The organism is Pseudomonas sp. TZ252, from assembly GCF_056110345.1.
This window is the reverse complement of record NZ_CM148566.1, coordinates 5882511-5901588: the sequence shown is the minus strand read 5'-3', so window position 1 is coordinate 5901588 and position 19078 is coordinate 5882511. Positions and strand designations below refer to the sequence as shown.

Sequence of the window (19078 nt, the reverse complement as noted above, 5' to 3'; positions counted from 1 at the left end):
GTTATAACTTATAAATATTCATAATTCATACCTGCCGACCATGACCCCCCATTCCTCCCCGCACCGTCTTCCTCCGCTGCGGCTGGCCCGCGCCGTGCCGTTCCTCTACCTGCTTCCCTGCCTGGCGCTGGCCGCGCCGGTCGACCTGGAGCCGACCGTGGTCAGCGCCACCACTACCGAGCGCAAGCTGCGCGACGCCCCGGCCAGCGTTTCGCTGATCGCCGCCGAGGACCTGCGGCGGCGCCCGGTGCGCGACCTGCAGGAAGCCCTGCGCGGTTCGGAAAGCCTGCAGTTCAACGGCGTCGGCATGTCCCGGCGGGGCATCAGCGTTCGCGGCATGTCCAGCGAGCACACCCTGGTGCTGGTGGACGGCCAGCGGATCTCCACCTCGTCCGGGGCCATCGCCCATTCCGACTTCGACCTCGGCTGGGTGCCGGTGGAGAGCATCGAGCGTATCGAGGTGGTACGCGGACCGATGTCCTCGCTCTACGGTTCGGAAGCCCTCGGCGGGGTGGTGAACGTGATCACCCGGCGCGCCACCGATACCTGGACGGGCAGCGGCCTGCTCGATGGCGGCGTGCGCGAGGACGGCCTCGGCGGGCAGAGCCACCAGCTCGGCGCCTATCTCGCCGGGCCGCTGGTGCCCGGCAAGCTGGGCCTCGCCCTGAACGGCGAGAGCCGCCGCCAGCAGGAAACCCCGGACGCCGATGAGCGCCGACTCTCCGAGCTGGAAGGCGGCAACGCCGACAGCGGTGGGCTGAACCTCAGCTGGACCCCGGACGACGCCCAGCGCATCGACCTCGGCCACCAGCGCGGGCGCGAACGACGCTGGCGCAACAGCGAGACCGGAGGGTCGCGCTCGCGCTACTACGAGTCGCGCGACGTGATCGAACGCGAGCGCTGGTCGCTCGCCCACAATGGCCAGTGGGACTGGGGCAGCAGCCAGCTGCGCACCTACCGCAACCGCCTGGAGCGGCACAACGCGCGTTCCGACGGACAACCGCCGAGCAACCCGCAGCGCCTTACCGACAGCGTGGTCGACGGCCACCTCAGCGTGCCGGCCTTCGAGCGACATCTCTTCACCCTCGGCGGCGAATGGCGCAAGGAAGAACTGGAGGATCGCTCGGTGAATACCGCCGGCGACGCCAGCGCGCGACACAAGGCGCTGTTCCTGCAGGACGAGATCGCCTTCGGCCCGGACTGGTCGCTGACCCTCGGCAGCCGCTTCGACAAGCACGAGGCGTTCGGCTGGGAAAGCAGTCCGCGCCTGTACCTGCTGCACCACCTTTCCGATGCGCTGACCCTGCGCGCCGGCGTCGGCCGCGGCTACAAGGCGCCGAGCCTGAAGCAGCTATCGCCGGAGTATGCGGCGGTCGGTGGCGGCGGGCGCTTCACCATCTACGGCAATCCCGACCTGAAGCCGGAGACCAATACGTCCTACGAACTGGGCGCCGACTACCAGGGCGATGGCTGGTCGCTGAAGGGCACGGTGTTCGAGAACGATGTCCGCGACCTGATCCAGACCGTCTGCGTAGCGCGCTGCGGGGTGCGCGGCGGCGAGATACGCAACTACGAGAACGTCGATAGGGCACGGATCCGCGGCCTCGAGCTGGGCGGCGGCGTGGACCTGCCGGCGGACCTGCGCTGGGAACTCAACTACACCTACCTCGACGCGCGCAACCGCACCGCCGGCCAGCGCCTCGGCGATCGCTCCCGGCACCTCGCCAACAGCCAATTGCGCTGGAGCCCCAATGCCCGCTTCAGCGCCCAGTTGCGCACCGAATACGTCGGCAGCCAGGTGGCCTACAGCAGCAACGTCGGCTACGCCTTGCCGGCCTACAGCCTGTGGCACCTGGAGCTGAGCCAGAAACTCAGCGAGAACCTGACGCTGCGCGGCGGCATCGAGAACCTTGGCGACCAGCGCCTGGCCGACGACGACACGCACTTCACCTATGCCGAACCTGGGCGGACCTTCCATCTCGGCCTGGTGGCGAGCTTCTGATGCGCCGTTCGCTACTCTTCTGCGGCGCGCTGCTGGCCAGTCTCTGTGCCTGGGCGGAGCCGGCCCAGGTGCGTCTGCTCAGCAGCGATTTCGTCCTCCCGGGCAAGCACCAGCGCCTAGCCGGTTGGGCGCGCGAGGCCGGTGTCGAGTTGCGCGGCCTGCGCCTCGGCATCGGCGAGGCGCCGCCCGGCGAGTGGCTGGACGGCGGCAACCTGCTGATCCTCGACACGCCGCGGCCGACCGATCGCGCCCAGGTCGAGGAGGCGCTGGGCGAGCGCTTGCAAGGCGGGACGCAACCCTGGATCCGCGTCGGCGGCGGTCCTCCGGGCTTCGGCAACCTGCCGGCGGCGCTGGGCGGGCGCCTGGTCGGCTACTACGCGAACGGCGGCGAAGCCAACCTGCGCCGGCTGTTCGAGGCGGTCCAACGCTGGCATGCCGGCCTGCCCGTCGACGCGTTGCCGGCGCCGCAGCCCCTGGCGCAGGCCGGCTTCTATCATCCCGACGCACCGGCGCCGTTCGCCGGCCTCGCCGACTACCTGGCCTGGGGCGCCTCGCGCTGGGCCAGCGATGCTCCGCGCATCGCCTTCCTGATCCCGCGCGGCGCCATCGCCGACGCCCAGACCGGCGCCATCGACGAACTGTTGCGGCGTAGCGAGCGGCACGGCCAGGCGCCGCTGGCGGTGTGGTTCGACGACAGCGATCCGGAGGCGTTGAGGAAGTCCTTCGCTGGCGCCGATGTCCAGGCGCTGGTCAACCTGCAGCACCTGCAGAACGGCCCGGCGCGCCGTGCCGAGTTCCTCGCGCTGGACGTGCCGGTATTGCAGACCCTCGGCTACCGCGACGGCAACGAGGCCGACTGGCTGGCCGCCGCCAGCGGGGTGGCGCCGCGTACCGTGGCGGCCTTCCTCGGCATGCCGGAAACCTGGGGAATGAGCGATCCGCTGGTCATCAGCGCCCTGGAGAACGGCGAGCCGAAGCTGATGGCCGGGCAGGCCGAGGCCCTGCTGGACAAGCTCGACCGGCTGCTGCGCCTGCGTCGCCTGCCGGTGGCGGACAAGCACCTGGCGCTGATGTTCTGGAACCACCCGGAGGGCGAGAAGAACGTCGCCGCCTCGCATCTCAATGTACCGGCCAGCCTGGCCCGTCTCGGCGAAGCGCTGCGGGCGGCCGGCTACCGGGTTGCGACGAGCGACGAAAGCGCGCTGATCGATACCGCCCAGCGCCTGCTCGGCGGCTACTACCGGCCGCAGACCCTGGACGCGCTGTATCGCGACGGCCTCGCCGCGAGCCTGCCGCTGGACGCCTACCTGCACTGGCTCGAGGCGCTGCCGGCGGACCTGCGCGAGGAGATGCGCGCGCGCTGGGGCGACCCGCGTCGACATTGGGCCTTGCGCGATATCGACGGCCAGCGACGCTTCGTGTTCCCGGCGGCGCGCCTGGGTAATCTGCTGCTGTTGCCGCAGCCGCCGCGTGCCGGCCGTCCGGGCGAGGCCTACCACGACAGCGCGGTGCCGCCGGACCATCTCTACCTGGCGGTCTACCAGTTCGTCCGCGAGGGTTTCGGCGCCGACGCGCTGATCCATTTCGGCACCCATGGCACCCAGGAATGGCTACCCGGCAAGGACCGCGGGCTGGCGGTGGGCGACTACCCGCTGCGGACGCTCGGCGACCTGCCGGTGTTCTACCCGTACATCCAGGACAACGTTGGCGAGGCGATCCAGGCGCGCCGGCGCGGGCGCGCGGTCACCGTCAGCCACCAGACGCCGTCGTTCGCCCCGGCCGGGCTGTACGACGAACTGCGCGACCTGCACCAGTTGATCCACGAATACCAGCAACTGGACGAGGGCGCGGTGCGCGAACGCAGCGCCGAGCAGATCCGCGCGGCGGTGCGGGCGGCGCACATGAACGACGACCTGGGCTGGAGCGAGGCAGCGATGCGCGAGGATTTCCCGGCGTTCCTCGGCGTGCTCCACGACCACCTGCACCGACTGGCCGGCTCGGCGATGCCGCTGGGGCTGCACACCTTCGGTGTCGCCGCCTCGCCGGAGCTGCGCCTGGGCACCGTCATGCAGCAGCTCGGCGAGCCCTACTACCGCGCGCTCGGTCTCGACCCCGACGAACTGTTCGCCGCCGATTTCAGGGCGCTGCGGGAAGGTCGTGCCTACCGCACACTGCAACGCTACCTGCGCGACGGTGGCGAGATCGCCAAGGTGGCCGATCCGCGCCTGCGCGAGCAGTTGCTGCGCGCCCGCGAACTGGACCGCCAGCTCGCCGACACCGGCGAACTGGAGGCGCTGCTCGCCGGCCTCGCCGGGCGCTTCGTCGCGCCCGGGCCGGGCGGCGATCCGATCCGCAATCCGCAGGTACCCAGCGGGCGCAACCTGTTCGCCTTCGAGGCCGACAAGGTACCGACCCGCGCCGCCTACGAAGCCGGCGCCGAGGCCTTCGGCCAACTGCTGGAAAGCTACCGCGCCGAGCACCAGGGCAGGGCGCCGGAAAAGCTCGCCTTCAGCCTCTGGTCGTCGGAAACCATGCGCCACCTGGGCATCGTCGAAAGCCAGGCGCTGCACGCCCTCGGCCTGCGCCCGCGCTGGGACGCCGGTGGCCGCCTGCTGGCGCTGGACATCGTGCCGGCGGCGGAACTGGGGCGTCCACGGGTGGACGTGGTGCTACAGGTGACCAGTGTCTACCGCGACCAGTTCGACGGCTTCATGCGCCTGCTCGCCGAGGCCATCGAGCGCCTCGCCGCGCTGGACGAGCCGGGCAACCCGCTGGCGCGCAACAGCCAGGCGCTGGAGCGGCGCCTGCGCGAACGCGGCGTCGAAGCGCCACTGGCGCAGCGCCTGTCGCGCCTGCGGCTGTTCGGCAATGCGCCGGGCGACTACGGCACCGGGGTCACGCAACTGACCCTCGATTCCACCCGCTGGGACGACGACTCGGCGCTCGCCGAGCAGTTCCTCGGGCGCTTGCAGTACGCCTATGGCAGTCGCGACTGGGGCGTGAAGCTGGATGGCGGCAACCTGTTCGCCGAACAGTTGAAGGGTGTACAGGCGGCGATCCTCTCGCGCTCCTCGACGCTCAACGGCGTGCTCTCCACCGACCACCCGTTCGAGTACCTCGGCGGCCTGTCGCTGGCGGTACGCCACCTCGACGGCGCCAGCCCGGCGCTGTACATCGCCGACCTGCGCCAGCGCCAGCCGCGCACCACGGCCGCCGCGCAGTTCCTCGCCAGCGAGCTGCGCGGGCGCTACCTCAGCCCGCAGTGGATCGCCGCGATGCAGCGCGAGGGCTACGCCGGCAGCCTGGAAATGCTCGACCTGGCCAACAACCTGTGGGGCTGGCAGGCGGCGGATCGCACCATGGTCCGCGCCGACCAGTGGCAGGCGTTGCACGACACCTTCGTCATGGACCGCCGCGAGCTGGGTCTCGCCGAGTGGTTCGAAACGCACAATCCGACCGCCCAGGCGCAGATCATCGCGCGCATGGCCGAGGCCATCCGCAAGGGCTACTGGGACGCCAGCGAGCAGACCCGCCGCGAACTGGCCGAGCGCTGGCGGCAACTGGCGGCCGCCGGCGCCGGCGAGGTCGGCGCGGCGACCACCCGTGAATTCATCGAACGGATGGCCGGCGGTTTCGGCGAGGCCGCGGCGCAGGCAGAGGGCGCGGCCGCGTCCGGTGCCGGCGAAACGGTCAGCGGCCGCGTCCTCGAAGAAGTCGCGCCGCCGCCGTCCGGCGAGCCGCAGCCGTGGCTCCGGCTGGCCGCCGCCGTGCTGCTCGCGCTGTTCGCCGCCGGCGCCGTCCGGCAATCCGTAGTCAATCGTCGTCCGATGGAAAATCGCTCATGAATGGTCTGGAAACCAGCCTCTACGAACTCACCCGCCTGTTCCTGCTGCCGGTGCTGCTGTTGATCCTCGCCGCGCTGGCCTACGCCTTCGTCGCCCTCGGCGGCTTCGCCATGGAAGCCTGGCAGCGCCGTCGCGGGCGCTACCGCTCGCGCCTGGCGGCCTGGCAGGCGCTGCATGGCGGCAACAGCGACGATCTCGAACTGTGGATCATGCAGCGCCTGGAATGGCTGCGGATCACCTCGCGCAGCGCGCCGATGCTCGGCCTGGTGGCGACCATGATCCCCATGGGACCGGCACTGCTGGCGCTGACCCGCAACGACGCCCAGGGGATCGGCGAGAACCTGGTGGTGGCGTTTTCCGCGGTGATCCTGGCCCTGGTCGCCGCCAGCATCACCTTCTTCATCCTTACCGTGCGTCGCCGCTGGCTGCTCCAGGAACTGCGCGCCGTCGAACGCGCGCGGGAGGCCGGCTGATGCGCTTCCTCGAACACGACGAGGCGGACGACCCGATCCTCTCGATGGTCAACCTGATCGACCTGTTCCTGGTGGTGATCGGCATCCTCCTGATCGTCATCGTGCAGAACCCGCTCAACCCGTTCAGCCAGGACAAGGTGGTTGTGGTCGAGAATCCCGGCGAGGCGGACATGCGCATGCTGGTCAAGGACGGCAAGGAGCTGAAGCGCTACCAGGCCAGCGGCGAGATCGGCGAAGGGCAGGGCAGCCGCGCCGGAGTGACCTACCGCTTGGCCGACGGACGGATGATCTACGTGCCGGAGAGCGGCGGGGAGGCCGGCAAGTAGCGACGCGTACGGCGGAGAGCTGGGACTTTTGCCCGGAGTTCCCGGATAATGGCCGGTTTCCGTTTCTCTTGGTGCTCGCCGTGGAAGTAAAGGTCAATTTTCTCGATAACCTTCGACTGGAAGCCAGGTTCGATGATTTCACGGTGATCGCCGACCAGCCGATCCGCTACAAGGGCGACGGCTCCGCGCCGGGGCCGTTCGACTACTTCCTGGCGTCGTCGGCGCTGTGTGCCGCCTACTTCGTCAAGCTGTACTGCCAGACGCGCAACATCCCCACCGACAACATACGCCTGTCGCAGAACAACATCGTCGACCCGGAGAACCGCTACCGGCAGATCTTCAAGATCCAGGTGGAACTGCCGGCCGACATCTCGGAGAAGGACCGCCAGGGCATCCTCCGCTCCATCGACCGTTGCACGGTGAAGAAGGTGGTGCAGACCGGACCCGAGTTCGTCATCGAGGAGGTCGACAACCTCGATGCCGACGCCCAGGCGCTGCTGATGCCCGGCACCGATGCCGCCGGCTGCACGCGCATCCCGGGCAAGGACCTGCCGCTGGAGCAGACCATCGCCAACCTGTCGGCCATCCTCGCCGGCCTCGGCATGAAGATCGAGATCGCCTCCTGGCGCAACATCGTGCCCAACGTCTGGTCGCTGCACATCCGCGATGCGCAGTCGCCGATGTGCTTCACCAACGGCAAGGGCGCGAGCAAGGAAAGCGCGCTGGCCTCGGCGCTGGGCGAATTCATCGAGCGGCTGAACTGCAACTTCTTCTACAACGACCAGTACTGGGGAGAAGAGATCGCCAATGCGGCGTTCGTCCATTACCCGGACGAACGCTGGTTCAAGCCCGGCCGCGACGATGCGCTGCCGCTGGGACTGCTCGACGGCCATTGCCTGGCGATCTACGACCCCGACGGCGAGCTGCGCGGCTCGCACCTGTACGACACCAACTCGGGCAACGTGCAGCGCGGTATCTGCGCCTTGCCCTTCGTGCGCCAGTCCGACGGCCAGGTGGTGTATTTCCCCTCCAACCTGATCGAGAACCTCTACCTCAGCAACGGCATGAGCGCCGGCAATACCCTGGCCGAGGCGCAGGTGCAGTGCCTGTCGGAGATCTTCGAGCGCGCGGTCAAGCGGCAAATCCTCGAAGGCGAACTGGCGCTGCCGGACGTGCCGCCGGAGGTGCTGGCCAAGTACCCGGGCATCCTCGCCGGGCTCCGCGGCCTGGAAGAGCAGGGCTTCCCGGTACTGGTCAAGGACGCCTCGCTGGGCGGCGAATTCCCGGTGATGTGCGTGACCCTGATGAATCCGCGCACCGGTGGCGTGTTCGCTTCCTTCGGCGCCCACCCGAGCTTCGAGGTGGCCCTGGAGCGCAGCCTGACCGAACTGCTCCAGGGGCGCAGCTTCGAAGGCCTGAACGACCTGCCCCAGCCGACCTTCGAAAGCCATGCGCTGACCGAGCCGAACAACTTCGTCGAGCATTTCATCGACTCCAGCGGCGTGGTGTCCTGGCGCTTCTTCAGCGCCAAGGCCGATTTCCCGTTCGTCGAGTGGGACTTCACCCGGCAGGGCGAGGCTGCCAACGCCGAGGAAGCCGCGACCCTGTTCGGCATCCTCGAAGCCATGGGCAAGCAGGTCTACATGGCGGTGTACGAGCACCTCGGCGCTACGGCCTGCCGGATCCTGGTGCCGGGCTACTCGGAAATCTATCCGGTGGAAGACCTGATCTGGGACAACACCAACAAGGCCCTGGCGTTCCGCGAGGACATCCTCAACCTGCACCGCCTCGACGATGCTGCGCTCGGGGCGTTGCTGGAGCGCCTGGAAGACTGCGAGGTGGACGACTACACCGACATCACCACGCTGATCGGCGTCGAGTTCGACGACAACACGGTCTGGGGCCAACTGACCATCCTCGAGCTGAAAGTGCTCATCGGCCTCGCCCTGAAGCGCTTCGAAGACGCCAAGGAAGGCGTGGAGGCGTTCCTCCAGTACAACGACAACAGCGTCGAGCGCGGCCTGTTCTACCAGGCGCTGAACGTGGTGCTGGAGGTCGTCCTCGACGACGAGCTGGAGATCGCCGACTACGAGGCCAATTTCCGCCGCATGTTCGGCGACGCGCGGATGGACGCCGCGCTGGGCTCGGTGGACGGCAGCGTGCGCTTCTTCGGCCTGACGCCGACCAGCATGAAGCTGGAAGGGCTCGACCGGCACCTGCGGCTGATCGACAGCTACAAGAAGCTGCACGCGGCGCGAGCCAGGATGCAGCCCGTGGTCGACGGCGAGGCCGGCGCTGCCGCGGCTGGCGGTCTCAAGCCTCGGCGCATGGCGATCCGCAAGCGCAAGTGAGGAGGGCGCCGAGGTCAGGGCGCGAGGATGATCATGAGGGAAACTTGATTTCATCACGAAGAAATTGAGTTTGTCTCATGGCATGAGCCTCACGAGAATCCCTCCATCGACCTTTCGACTGGAGGAACACCCATGGCCCTGGCCCACACTCTCGGCTTCCCACGCATCGGACGCGATCGCGAACTGAAAAAAGCCCAGGAAGCGTTCTGGAAGGGTGAGCTGGACGAGGCCGGCCTGCGGGCCGTCGGTCGGCAGCTGCGCGCTGCCCACTGGCAGGTACAGAAGGATGCCGGCATCCAGTTGCTGCCGGTCGGCGATTTCGCCTGGTATGACCAGGTGCTGACCCATTCGCTGACCTTCGGCGTGATCCCCGAGCGCTTCCGGGCGCACGGCGAGGCCGGGCCGACCCTGCATACCCTGTTCGGCATGGCCCGTGGCGTCAGCGACGACAGTTGTTGCGGCGGTGCCCATGCTCAGGAAATGACCAAGTGGTTCGACACCAACTATCACTACCTGGTCCCCGAGTTCAGCGCCGATCAGCAGTTCCAGCTGAGCTGGGAACAACTGTTCGAGGAGGTCGACGAGGCCAGGGCCCTCGGCCACCAGGTGAAGCCGGTGCTGATCGGTCCGCTGACCTACCTGTGGCTGGGCAAGGCCAAGGGCGCCGAGTTCGACAGGTTCGACCTGCTGGACCGCCTGCTGCCGCTCTACGGCCAGATCTTGCGTCGTCTCGCCGGCCAGGGCGTGGAGTGGGTGCAGATCGACGAGCCGATCCTGGTCCTCGACCTGCCGCAGGCATGGAAGAACGCCTTCGAGCGCGCCTACAACCTGCTACAGGGCGAACCGCTGAAGAAGCTGGTCGCCACCTACTTCGGCGGCCTGGAAGACAACCTGGGCCTGGCCGCCAACCTCCCGGTGGACGGCCTGCACATCGACCTGGTGCGAGCGCCGGAACAGTATCCGAGCATCCTCGACCGCCTGCCGGCCTACAAGGTCGTCTCGCTGGGCCTGGTCAACGGGCGCAACGTCTGGCGCTGCGACCTGGAGAAAGCCCTGGAGGTGGTGCGCCATGCCCGGGAGCGCCTGGGCGAGCGGCTGTGGGTCGCGCCGTCCTGCTCGCTGCTGCACAGCCCGGTGGACCTGGAACGCGAAGACGGGCTGGACGCCGAGCTGAAGAGCTGGCTGGCTTTCGCCGTGCAGAAGTGCCGCGAAGTCGCGGTGCTGGCCCGTGCCGCCACTGAGCCGGAAGCCGCCGAGGTGCTTGCCGCCCTGGAAGAGAGCCGTGCGGTCCAGGCCAGCCGCGCTTCTTCGCCGCGAATCCACAAGCCGGCCGTGCAGGCGCGCCTGGCCGCGATCAAGGCCAGCGACGCCCAGCGCCGCTCGCCGTTCGCCGAACGCATCGCCAGGCAGCGCGCCGGACTCGACCTGCCGGCGTTCCCGACCACCACCATCGGCTCCTTCCCGCAGACCTCGTCGATCCGCCTGGCCCGCCAGTCGTTCAAGCAGGGCAAGCTGAGCGAGGCTGAGTACATCGAGGCGATGCACAGCGAGATCCGCCATGCGGTGCAGATCCAGGAGCAACTGGGGCTGGACGTGCTGGTGCACGGCGAGGCCGAGCGCAACGACATGGTCGAGTACTTCGCCGAGCAACTGGACGGCTACGTCTTCACCCGCTTCGGCTGGGTGCAGAGCTACGGCTCGCGCTGCGTGAAGCCGGCGGTGATCTATGGCGACCTGAGCCGTCCGCGGGCCATGACCGTGGAGTGGATCAGGTACGCCCAGAGCCTTACCGACAAGGTGATGAAGGGCATGCTGACCGGCCCGGTGACCATGCTGATGTGGTCCTTCCCGCGCGAGGACGTGTCTCGCGAGGTGCAGGCGCGCCAGTTGGCCCTGGCGATCCGCGACGAAGTGGTCGACCTGGAGGCCGCCGGCATCAGGATCGTGCAGATCGACGAGGCGGCTTTCCGCGAAGGCCTGCCGCTGCGCCGCAACGCCTGGCCGCACTATCTGGAGTGGGCCACCGAGGCCTTCCGCCTGTGCGCCTCCGGAGTCCGCGACGAAACCCAGATCCATACGCACATGTGCTACAGCGAGTTCAACGATGTGATCGAGTCCATCGCCGCCATGGACGCCGACGTGATCACCATCGAGACCTCGCGTTCGGACATGGAGCTGCTGGAGGCTTTCGAGCAGTTCGACTACCCGAACGAGATCGGTCCGGGCGTCTACGACATCCATTCGCCGCGCGTGCCGAGCCGGGAAGAGATCGTCGCGCTGCTGCGCAAGGCGGCCCGGCGGATACCCGCCGAGCGGCTCTGGGTCAACCCGGACTGCGGCCTGAAGACCCGCGCCTGGCCGGAAACCGAGGCAGCGCTGGTGAACATGGTCGCCGCCGCCCGCGAACTGCGTGGCGACCTCGCCCGCGGTTGACCGGCGGGCCTGGTGAGCGGAACGGGACGCCTGGCGTCCCGTTCCGCATTTGCACGTCGGTTCAGCGCGGAGCGTCCACCAGCGCCCGTAGCACATGGTCTTCCCAGACCCCGGCGATCTTCAGGTAGGCGCGGGCGTAGCCTTCCTTCTCGAAGCCGAGGCTTTCCAGCAGGCGCTCGCTGCGTGCGTTGCGCGGCAGGTGGCTGGCCATGATCCGGTGCAGGCCGAGCTGCTCGAAGCAATACCGGTTGGCTACCCGCAGGGCTCGTGCCATCAGGCCGCGGCCCTGCGCCGCAGCGGCCAGGGAAAAGCCCAGGTGGCAGGCCTGGAATACCCCGCGGACGATATTGGTGTAGCTGCAGCGCCCCAGCACCTCGCCGTCGTCGGGATCGAGCAACAGCAGGAGAAGCGCCTCGCCTTCGTCCATGCTCGCCACCTGTAGCAGGGTGCGGGCGCGGGCGTTGTCCACGGAAAAATACCCCGGGTCGCGCAGCGGCTCCCATGGCGCCAGGTGCTCGCGGTTGGCGTTCTCGTAGCGGCTGGTCCGGACGAAATCGTCGGGTTGCAGCGCGCGCAGGAGGAAGTCCGCGTCGCGATGCAATATCGGCACCTGCCGCCGGTTGCCCGGCAAGACCCTCGGGTAGCCGGGCGGGAAGGGCGCCAGGGCAGACTTGAAGTCATTCATAGAACTTGCCCGCCAGCATCAGCTGCGCCGCGCGCCGCCAGGCATTCTCCGGCCTGGAATAGCCCGGCAGGCCGTCGCGGGAGTCCTCGCCCCAGGTCGCGGCGGCATCGAGGAAGCCACCGATGCTGCCGTTCTCCCAACCCAGCGGGCTGGGGCCGAACGGCTTCGGCGGGTTGGCGGCGGCAAGGCGGCGGTCTTCCTCCCAGTCCGCCGCTAGCGCGGCGAGGAAGCGCAGGTAGCCCGCTTCGTCCTCGACCTGTTCGGCCAGCGCGTAGAGATCGGTTGCCATGTGCTTCCTCCTGGAAGTGGGTTTCGGGATACGACAGCGCGAGGTCGGAGCGCGGTCAGTCTGGGCGCAGCGATCATAGCGCGGACCGGCGCTGGCATGGCTCGCAGCCTGGCTGATGCGCGGGCGCGGGGCGATTGTCTGGGCGTACCAATGCCTGCCTCAACCAGAGCGTCTCGGTAGTCGGGCTGGCCGGCCTGGCGATCCTGGCATCGCGCGCCCCGCTGGGCCCCGCCCGCTAGGGGACGGACGGCGATGCGGGCACCGAGGAAAGTTACCGGAGCCCGATCTACACTGGCGTTTAGCGGTAGGACGGCTATCTCCGGTTCTCCACTCCCTCGCGATGGACAGGTGCCATCAAGGAGTCGTGCGCGATGCTCTTCGGCAGAAAAAGCAGGGCGGTGGAAAGCGCCGCCAAGGATGAAGACCTGGCGTGGCGACTCGAGGCCATCGGGCAGAACGTCGCCACCATCCGTTTCACTCCCGATGGCCAGATACTGTCCGCCAACCCGCTGTTCCTCGCGGTGGTCGGCTACTCGGCGGACGAGCTGGTCGGGAAGCACCATCGGATCTTCTGCGAAGAGGACTTCCAGGCCTCCGCCGCCTACGTGCGCTTCTGGAAGGAACTGGCCAGCGGCACGCCCCAGCGCGGCGTGTTCAAGCGCCTGCGGCGCGATGGTACGCCGGTCTGGCTGGAGGCCACCTATTTCCCGGTGAAGAATGCCGAAGGGGCGGTCGTCGAGGTGCTGAAGATCGCCGCCGACGTGACCCGCAACCATTCCGAACTGCTCCTGCTCAACGCGATCAACGACGCCATACGCCAGTCCATGGCGGTCATCGAGTTCACCCCGGACGGCGAGATACTCGATGCCAACGAGAACTTCCTGCGTCTCTTCGGCTACAGCCTCAAGTCGCTCAAGGGCCAGCACCACCGCATGCTCTGCTTCGACGAGTTCTATCGGGAGAACCCGGATTTCTGGGCTCGGCTGCGGCACGGCGAATTCTCCCGCGGGCATTTCGAGCGCCGCAGCGCCGCCGGCGAGCGGGTACATATCGAAGCCACCTACAACCCGGTCAAGGACAGTTCGGGGCGGATAATCAAGGTCATCAAGTTCGCCATCGACGTTACCGAGCAGGTCAATCGCAACGAGGAGGTACGGCGCGCCGCCGAGCTGTCGTTCTCCACCGCGGAAGAGACCGCGCAGATTTCCACCCGCGGCATCGACTCCCTCGACCAGTCCGTCGCCCTGTCGGCCAAGACCCTGTCGATGGTCAACATCGCCGTCGGCCTGATTTCCCAGCTCACCCACCAGACCAAGGACATCGAGAACATCGTCACCACCATCCAGAGCGTCGCCGAACAGACCAACCTGCTGGCCCTCAACGCCGCCATCGAGGCGGCTCGCGCCGGCGACATGGGGCGCGGCTTCGCGGTGGTCGCCGACGAGGTGCGGCAACTGGCGGCGCGCACCAGCGGCGCCACGGTGGAGATCAAGAACGTGGTCACCGAGAACGTCAAGCTGACCCAGCAGATCAACCACAACATGCAGACCATCGAGTCCAGCGCCCAGGAGAACAACAACCAGATCACCACCGTGGCCGGCATCATGCAGGAGATCAGCAAGGGCGCCGAGCACGTGGCGCGGGTGGTGTCGAGCCTGTTCAAGTGACTTCGGCGCAGGGCTCCGGCGGCCGATAGCGGCGCAGGCGTCGAGCATCCGCCCGCCTTTGTGGCATGGCCATGGCCGTCATTTACTTTGAACATATCTTCGAGCCGTTCGGTCGGACCTGAAAAAGCGGCATCCGCCGCGCCGATGCACCGACCGTGAGGCTTGTACCATGACCAATCCGGAGCCGGCGGACCTGCCGATCAGCCTGCTGATCAATGGCCAGCGCCGAGAGCTGAGAGTACCCCCGTGGCTGACGCTGCTCGACCTGCTGCGCGAGCGGCTCGACCTGGTGGGCAGCAAGAAGGGCTGCGACCACGGCCAATGCGGCGCTTGCACTGTGTTGCGCAACGGTCGCCGGATCAACGCCTGCCTGACGCTGGCGGTGATGTGCGACGGCGATGCACTGACTACCATCGAAGGTCTGGCCGAGGGTGATCGCCTGCATCCCCTGCAACAGGCGTTCATCCGCCATGATGCCTTCCAGTGCGGCTACTGCACGCCCGGACAGATCTGTTCGGCCCTTGGCCTGGCGAGCGAGGGGCGGGCGCGCTCGCGGGCGGAGATCCGCGAGGGCATGAGCGGCAACCTGTGCCGCTGCGGCGCCTACGGCAATATCCTCGACGCCGTGGAAGACGCCTTGCCGCTGCTCGATCGCGACGGGCAGGGAGGGCAGCGCGCATGACGCCCTTCGCCTATGCCAAGCCGGCCGACATCGAGCAGGCGCTGGGCCTCGCCGGCCCGGAGTCGCGCTACATCGCCGGTGGCACCAACCTGCTCGACCTGATGAAGGAAAACGTTGCCAGGCCCCGGCGACTCATCGACATCACCGGCCTCCCGCTGCGCGACATCCGCCGGACGCCCACCGGCGGCCTGCTGGTCGGAGCCCTGGTCAGCAACGCCGAACTGGCCTGGAATCCCGCCGTGGAGGCGGACTATCCCTTGCTAGCCCAGGCGATCCTCGCCGGCGCCTCGCCGCAGTTGCGCAACATGGCCAGCACCGGCGGCAACCTGTTGCAGCGTACCCGCTGCCAGTATTTCTACGACACCGGCACGCCATGCAACAAGCGCGAGCCGGGCAGTGGATGCCCCGCGCGCAGCGGGCTGAACCGCAACCATGCGATCCTCGGCGCCAGCGAACACTGCGTGGCGGTACATCCATCCGACCTGTGCGTGGCGCTGGCGGCGCTGGAGGCTCAGGTACTGGTGCGCGGCCGCGCTGGCGAGCGGCGGGTCGCTTTCGCCGACTTCCATCGCCTGCCGGCGGACACGCCCGAGCGCGACAACTGCCTGGCCGTCGACGAACTGGTCACCGCCATCGAGCTGCCAGCGCCGCGCTTCGCCCGGCATTGCCACTACCTGAAGGTGCGCGACCGGGCCTCCTACGCCTTCGCCCTGGTCTCGGTGGCGGCGGCCCTGGAACCGGACGGCGAGCGCATTGGCGAACTGCGCCTGGCGCTCGGCGGCGTGGCCCACAAGCCATGGCGCGTGGCAGAGCTGGAGGAACGTTTCAGGGGCCACCCGGCGAACCGGGACAGCTATGTCCGCTTCGCCGAAGCGCTGCTGCGTGACGCCAGGCCGCTGGCCCACAACGCCTTCAAGATCGGATTGGCGCGCAACGCCATCGTTCGCGCACTGGAAGAAGCCCACTCGGGAGGGATCGGCCAATGAGCAGCCTGCCACACAGCACCGGGCAAGCCCTGGATCGCGTCGACGGGCCAGCCAAGGTCACCGGCCAGGCTCGCTACGCCGCCGAATATCCTGCCGCCGACCTGCTCCACGGCAGCGTGGTCAGCAGCGACGTCGCCCGCGGCCGGGTGCGCGGCATCGACTGTGCGGCGGCCCTGGCGGTACCCGGGGTGGTCGCGGTACTGCATCACCTGAACCGGCCGCCGATGGCGGGCGACGACGAGCCCTACAAGGACGCTGATGCCGCCGAAGGCGAACCCTTCCGCCCGCTGTTCGACGACCGCGTCCTGTACAGCGGCCAGCCCCTTGCCCTGGTCCTGGCACGGAGCCTGGAACTGGCCCGCTACGCGGGCTCGCTGCTGCGCATCGATATCGAGCCCGAGCCGCACCAGACCGACCTGCTGGCCGCCCTCGACCAGGCCCATGAGGCTCCCGCCCAACTGCCCGCCGAGCGCGGCGATTTCTACACCGCCTACCGCGCCGCGCCGATTCGGGTCGAGGCCAGCTACAGCACGCCGATCGAGCACCACAATCCCATGGAACCGCACGCGTCCACGGTCATCGTCCAGCCCGACGGCAGCCTGCTGGTGCACGACAAGACCCAGGGGACGCAGAACAGCCAGGCCTACCTGCAAAAGGTCTTCCGCCTGCCCGCCGACAAGGTAAGGGTCTGTGCCGCCTACGTCGGCGGCGCCTTCGGCTCCGGCCTGCGTCCGCAATACCAGTTGGCCCTGGCGGTGATGGCGGCGCTGCAACTGCGGCGGTCGGTGCGCGTAGTGCTGACCCGCCAGCAGATGTTCACCTTCGGCTACCGGCCGCGCACCCTGCAGCGCCTGCAACTGGGCGCCGATGCCGAGGGGCGCCTGCTTGCGCTGGGCCACCAGGCGACAGCGCAGACCTCGCGCTTCGAAGACTTCACCGAGCACGTGGTGGAGTGGAGCGGCATGCTCTATCGCTGCGAGAACCTTTCCCTGGCCTACCGTCTGGTGCCGCTGGACGTCTATACCCCGCTGGACATGCGCGCCCCCGGCGCGGCGCTGGGGCTGATCGGGCTGGAATGCGCGATGGACGAACTGGCGGTGCGGCTCGGCATGGACCCCATCGCGCTGCGCCGGTTCAACTTCGCCGAGCGCAACGGCAACGAGGACAAGCCGTACTCCAGCAAGGCGCTGCTGGCCTGCTACGAGGAGGGCGCCCGGCGCTTCGGTTGGCAGGCCCGCGACCCACGGCCACGGAGCATGAGCGAAGGGCGCCAGTTGCTCGGCTGGGGCATGGCCGGCGGCGTCTGGGAGGCCATGCAGAGCAAGGCCAGCGCGAGGGCGCGGCTGGAGGCGGACGGCCTGCTGCGGGTGGCCAGCGCGACCACGGATATCGGCACCGGCACCTACACGGTGATGACCCAGATCGCCGCCGACGCCGCTGGCATGGCGCCGGAAGAGGTGCGCTTCCAGCTTGGCGACAGTGCGTTGCCCAAGGCTCCATTGCAGGGCGGCTCGTTCACCGTCTCGTCGGTCGGTTCCGCCGTCCGCCTGGCCTGCCTGCGCCTGCGCCAGGCCCTGGTCGCCCATGCCAGGGCCCGCCATCCGGAGCTGGCCGGCACCGCCGAAGAACGCTTCCGCATATGCCGTGGCCATCTGGAAGCGGGCGATACGCGATACGCCCTGGCCGACCTGCTGCAAGGGCTGCCGGAAGACGCGTTGCAGGTGGAGGTGGAAGCTGAACCCTCGGCGCGGCGCAAAGGCTACGCCACCGCGACCCATTCGGCGGTATTCGTCGAGGTGCGGATCGACGAAGCCCTCGGTACCCTGCGTGTGAGCCGGGTGGTCAGCGCGGTCGCGGCGGGGCGGGTGATCAACCCGAAGACCGCTCGCAGCCAGATACTCGGCGGGGTGGTCTGGGGCCTGGGCATGGCCTTGCAGGAGGAAACCCAGGTCGACCATGCGCTGGGCCGCTGCATGAACCACAACCTCGCCGAGTACCACATCCCGGTTAACGCCGATATTGGCGATATCGAGGTGATCTTCGTCGACGAACCCGACGATATCGTTAACGAACTGGGCTCCAAGGGCGTCGGCGAAATAGGCATCGTCGGCGTCGCCGCCGCAGTGGCGAATGCCGTGTACCACGCCACCGGCCGCCGCCTGCGCGACTTCCCGCTGACCGTCGACAAGTTGCTCGGCTGAGCCCGGCAGCCTGCGCAAGCGGCTTGGCGGCCACCTGCCGGGTCGCCGGGCTGGACTCTCCCCCAAGGGAAGATCGCAGGCCCCGCTCGCCACCCGCAACGGAGTCGAACACGACATGCCGCCGACAGCCTCGGTGGCGCCCTCGCCGAGCGCTACCGCGATGCCGGTCCAGGCGCACTTGTTGCATCGCGGCCACGCCGAAGCGGACCTGTCCGGCGCCCATTGGGCCATCGCCTGGACCGAGCGTCCGGCCTGTGGTTGCAAGCGTTCGAGGGCAGCCTGGCGGGCGCGAGGATCGTGTGGGGCCGAAGACCGGCGCTCCGCGTAGCGAGCGGTTTTCGCCTGGAAGCACGGTTGCGGGAAAAGTTCCGCTGGAAACCCTCCGACTTGCAGAACACGAGGCGCCCCGCATTCCTTGGCACTGCGCTTGATCGCGGCGAAAAGACCCACGGAAAATCACTGGGTCGTTCAGTCTTTGCCAAAGGAAATCAGTATGAAGAACGCAATGGCCCTGACCCTGGCCGGCCTGCTGGCCGCTCCTTCCCTCGGCTTCGCCGCCGCGCCGGACGCAGTGATGGTCTTCGCCCGCCAGGGCGACAAGGGCAGCGTATCCGTCGGCGACAAGCACTTCCGCACCCAGGCCTTCAAGGTCCGCCTGGTGAATGCGGCGAAGAGCGAGATCAGCCTGAAGAACAGCTGCCTGGTGGCGCAGTCCGCCGCCGGCCAGTCCTTCAGGCTGGATACCGTGGACGAGGAACTCACCGCCGAGACCCTCAAGCCGGGGGCCACCGTCGAAGGCGAGGCGATCTTCGCCTCCGAGGACGACGCGGTGTACGGCGCATCGCTGGTCAGGCTGAGCGACCGGTGCAAGTAGGCGGATAGCCGTTGCGCAGCGAAAGCCGCAGGGCAGCCTCGGCGGCTTTCGGGTGCGAGGAAACGGCTTTCGAAGGTTTCGGCGCGAATCTGAAATCATTCAGGGCGCGTTTCCGGTGCTTCTGGTTGCCTGGGCTGGGGGCCGAATTCTAGATGCCAGATGCCAGATGCCAGATGCCAGATGCCAGATGCCCGGGGCTAGGGGAGGTAGACATCGCTCCAGGCTGCGCCCGAGCGAGGCGCTCGACCCATAAGGCACGCCCGG

General features: G+C 68.3%; 12 protein-coding genes and 2 pseudogenes. 12 read left to right on the top strand and 2 right to left on the bottom strand.

Features of this window, described 5'->3' with window-relative positions; genetic code table 11:
- The first annotated feature begins 40 nt into the window (after positions 1 to 40).
- From ACYAF3_RS27200 to metE, 6 genes are all read left to right on the top strand, one after another.
- Positions 41 to 2002 (top strand): TonB-dependent receptor domain-containing protein, encoded by a 1962-nt coding sequence (locus tag ACYAF3_RS27200; protein WP_023102109.1) that lies wholly within the window; start codon positions 41 to 43, stop codon positions 2000 to 2002.
- Entirely contained in the window at positions 2002 to 5847 is a 3846-nt protein-coding gene (gene cobN, locus ACYAF3_RS27195; RefSeq protein WP_003124738.1) for a cobaltochelatase subunit CobN, read from the top strand. The genes ACYAF3_RS27200 and cobN overlap by 1 nt, the downstream gene beginning before the upstream one ends.
- The gene (locus ACYAF3_RS27190) at positions 5844 to 6320 is read left to right on the top strand and encodes a MotA/TolQ/ExbB proton channel family protein (protein ID WP_003088234.1); all 477 of its coding nucleotides are present in this window, start codon (positions 5844 to 5846) and stop codon (positions 6318 to 6320) included. The genes cobN and ACYAF3_RS27190 overlap by 4 nt, the downstream gene beginning before the upstream one ends.
- Positions 6320 to 6646: a DUF2149 domain-containing protein gene (locus ACYAF3_RS27185; RefSeq protein ID WP_003088238.1), complete on the top strand. Its 327-nt coding sequence runs from the start codon at positions 6320 to 6322 to the stop codon at positions 6644 to 6646. The genes ACYAF3_RS27190 and ACYAF3_RS27185 overlap by 1 nt, the downstream gene beginning before the upstream one ends.
- An 80-nt stretch (positions 6647 to 6726) precedes the next feature.
- A complete protein-coding gene (locus tag ACYAF3_RS27180) occupies positions 6727 to 8997 on the top strand; it encodes an OsmC domain/YcaO domain-containing protein (protein ID WP_031632880.1) in 2271 nt (756 codons plus the stop codon).
- 132 nt (positions 8998 to 9129) lie between these two features.
- Positions 9130 to 11430 (top strand): 5-methyltetrahydropteroyltriglutamate--homocysteine S-methyltransferase, encoded by a 2301-nt coding sequence (metE, locus tag ACYAF3_RS27175; protein WP_116349922.1) that lies wholly within the window; start codon positions 9130 to 9132, stop codon positions 11428 to 11430.
- Positions 11431 to 11491: 61 nt separating this feature from the next.
- On the opposite strand, the gene ACYAF3_RS27170 is transcribed toward metE, so the two are convergent.
- Together ACYAF3_RS27170 and ACYAF3_RS27165 are read right to left on the bottom strand one after the other, a co-directional pair.
- Positions 11492 to 12061, bottom strand: coding sequence for a GNAT family N-acetyltransferase (locus ACYAF3_RS27170; RefSeq protein ID WP_003119171.1), 570 nt, complete (start codon positions 12059 to 12061; stop codon positions 11492 to 11494).
- 46 nt (positions 12062 to 12107) lie between these two features.
- Positions 12108 to 12404, bottom strand: a complete 297-nt coding sequence (locus ACYAF3_RS27165; RefSeq protein WP_003088248.1) for a DUF7660 family protein — start codon at positions 12402 to 12404, stop codon at positions 12108 to 12110.
- Between the two features lie 371 nt (positions 12405 to 12775).
- On the opposite strand from ACYAF3_RS27165, the pseudogene ACYAF3_RS27160 reads away from it, so the two are divergent.
- The 6 genes and pseudogenes from ACYAF3_RS27160 to ACYAF3_RS27135 all read left to right on the top strand — a co-directional run.
- Positions 12776 to 13495: pseudogene (locus ACYAF3_RS27160) on the top strand (PAS domain-containing protein); the annotation flags it as partial.
- 234 nt (positions 13496 to 13729) lie between these two features.
- Positions 13730 to 14071, top strand: a pseudogene (locus ACYAF3_RS27155) (methyl-accepting chemotaxis protein); the annotation flags it as partial.
- Positions 14072 to 14240: 169 nt separating this feature from the next.
- A complete protein-coding gene (locus ACYAF3_RS27150; protein WP_003088271.1) occupies positions 14241 to 14753 on the top strand; it encodes a (2Fe-2S)-binding protein in 513 nt (170 codons plus the stop codon).
- Positions 14750 to 15739 (top strand): FAD binding domain-containing protein, encoded by a 990-nt coding sequence (locus tag ACYAF3_RS27145; protein WP_003102358.1) that lies wholly within the window; start codon positions 14750 to 14752, stop codon positions 15737 to 15739. The genes ACYAF3_RS27150 and ACYAF3_RS27145 overlap by 4 nt, the downstream gene beginning before the upstream one ends.
- Positions 15736 to 17940, top strand: a complete 2205-nt coding sequence (locus ACYAF3_RS27140; RefSeq protein WP_003450244.1) for a xanthine dehydrogenase family protein molybdopterin-binding subunit — start codon at positions 15736 to 15738, stop codon at positions 17938 to 17940. The genes ACYAF3_RS27145 and ACYAF3_RS27140 overlap by 4 nt, the downstream gene beginning before the upstream one ends.
- A gap of 493 nt (positions 17941 to 18433) precedes the next feature.
- Positions 18434 to 18814 (top strand): DUF4354 family protein, encoded by a 381-nt coding sequence (locus tag ACYAF3_RS27135; RefSeq protein WP_003111130.1) that lies wholly within the window; start codon positions 18434 to 18436, stop codon positions 18812 to 18814.
- Positions 18815 to 19078 lie beyond the last annotated feature (264 nt).

What these genes read in the sequence shown, in the direction of transcription:
- ACYAF3_RS27200 (WP_023102109.1), top strand. Translation starts at nt 41, where the DNA reads ATGACCCCCCATTCCTCCCCGCACCGTCTTCCTCCGCTGCGGCTGGCC.
- ACYAF3_RS27135 (WP_003111130.1), top strand. Translation starts at nt 18,434, where the DNA reads ATGAAGAACGCAATGGCCCTGACCCTGGCCGGCCTGCTGGCCGCTCCT.
- ACYAF3_RS27145 (WP_003102358.1), top strand. Translation starts at nt 14,750, where the DNA reads ATGACGCCCTTCGCCTATGCCAAGCCGGCCGACATCGAGCAGGCGCTG.
- ACYAF3_RS27150 (WP_003088271.1), top strand. Translation starts at nt 14,241, where the DNA reads ATGACCAATCCGGAGCCGGCGGACCTGCCGATCAGCCTGCTGATCAAT.
- cobN (WP_003124738.1), top strand. Translation starts at nt 2,002, where the DNA reads ATGCGCCGTTCGCTACTCTTCTGCGGCGCGCTGCTGGCCAGTCTCTGT.
- ACYAF3_RS27165 (WP_003088248.1), bottom strand. Translation starts at nt 12,404, where the DNA reads ATGGCAACCGATCTCTACGCGCTGGCCGAACAGGTCGAGGACGAAGCG.
- ACYAF3_RS27190 (WP_003088234.1), top strand. Translation starts at nt 5,844, where the DNA reads ATGAATGGTCTGGAAACCAGCCTCTACGAACTCACCCGCCTGTTCCTG.
- metE (WP_116349922.1), top strand. Translation starts at nt 9,130, where the DNA reads ATGGCCCTGGCCCACACTCTCGGCTTCCCACGCATCGGACGCGATCGC.
- ACYAF3_RS27185 (WP_003088238.1), top strand. Translation starts at nt 6,320, where the DNA reads ATGCGCTTCCTCGAACACGACGAGGCGGACGACCCGATCCTCTCGATG.
- ACYAF3_RS27140 (WP_003450244.1), top strand. Translation starts at nt 15,736, where the DNA reads ATGAGCAGCCTGCCACACAGCACCGGGCAAGCCCTGGATCGCGTCGAC.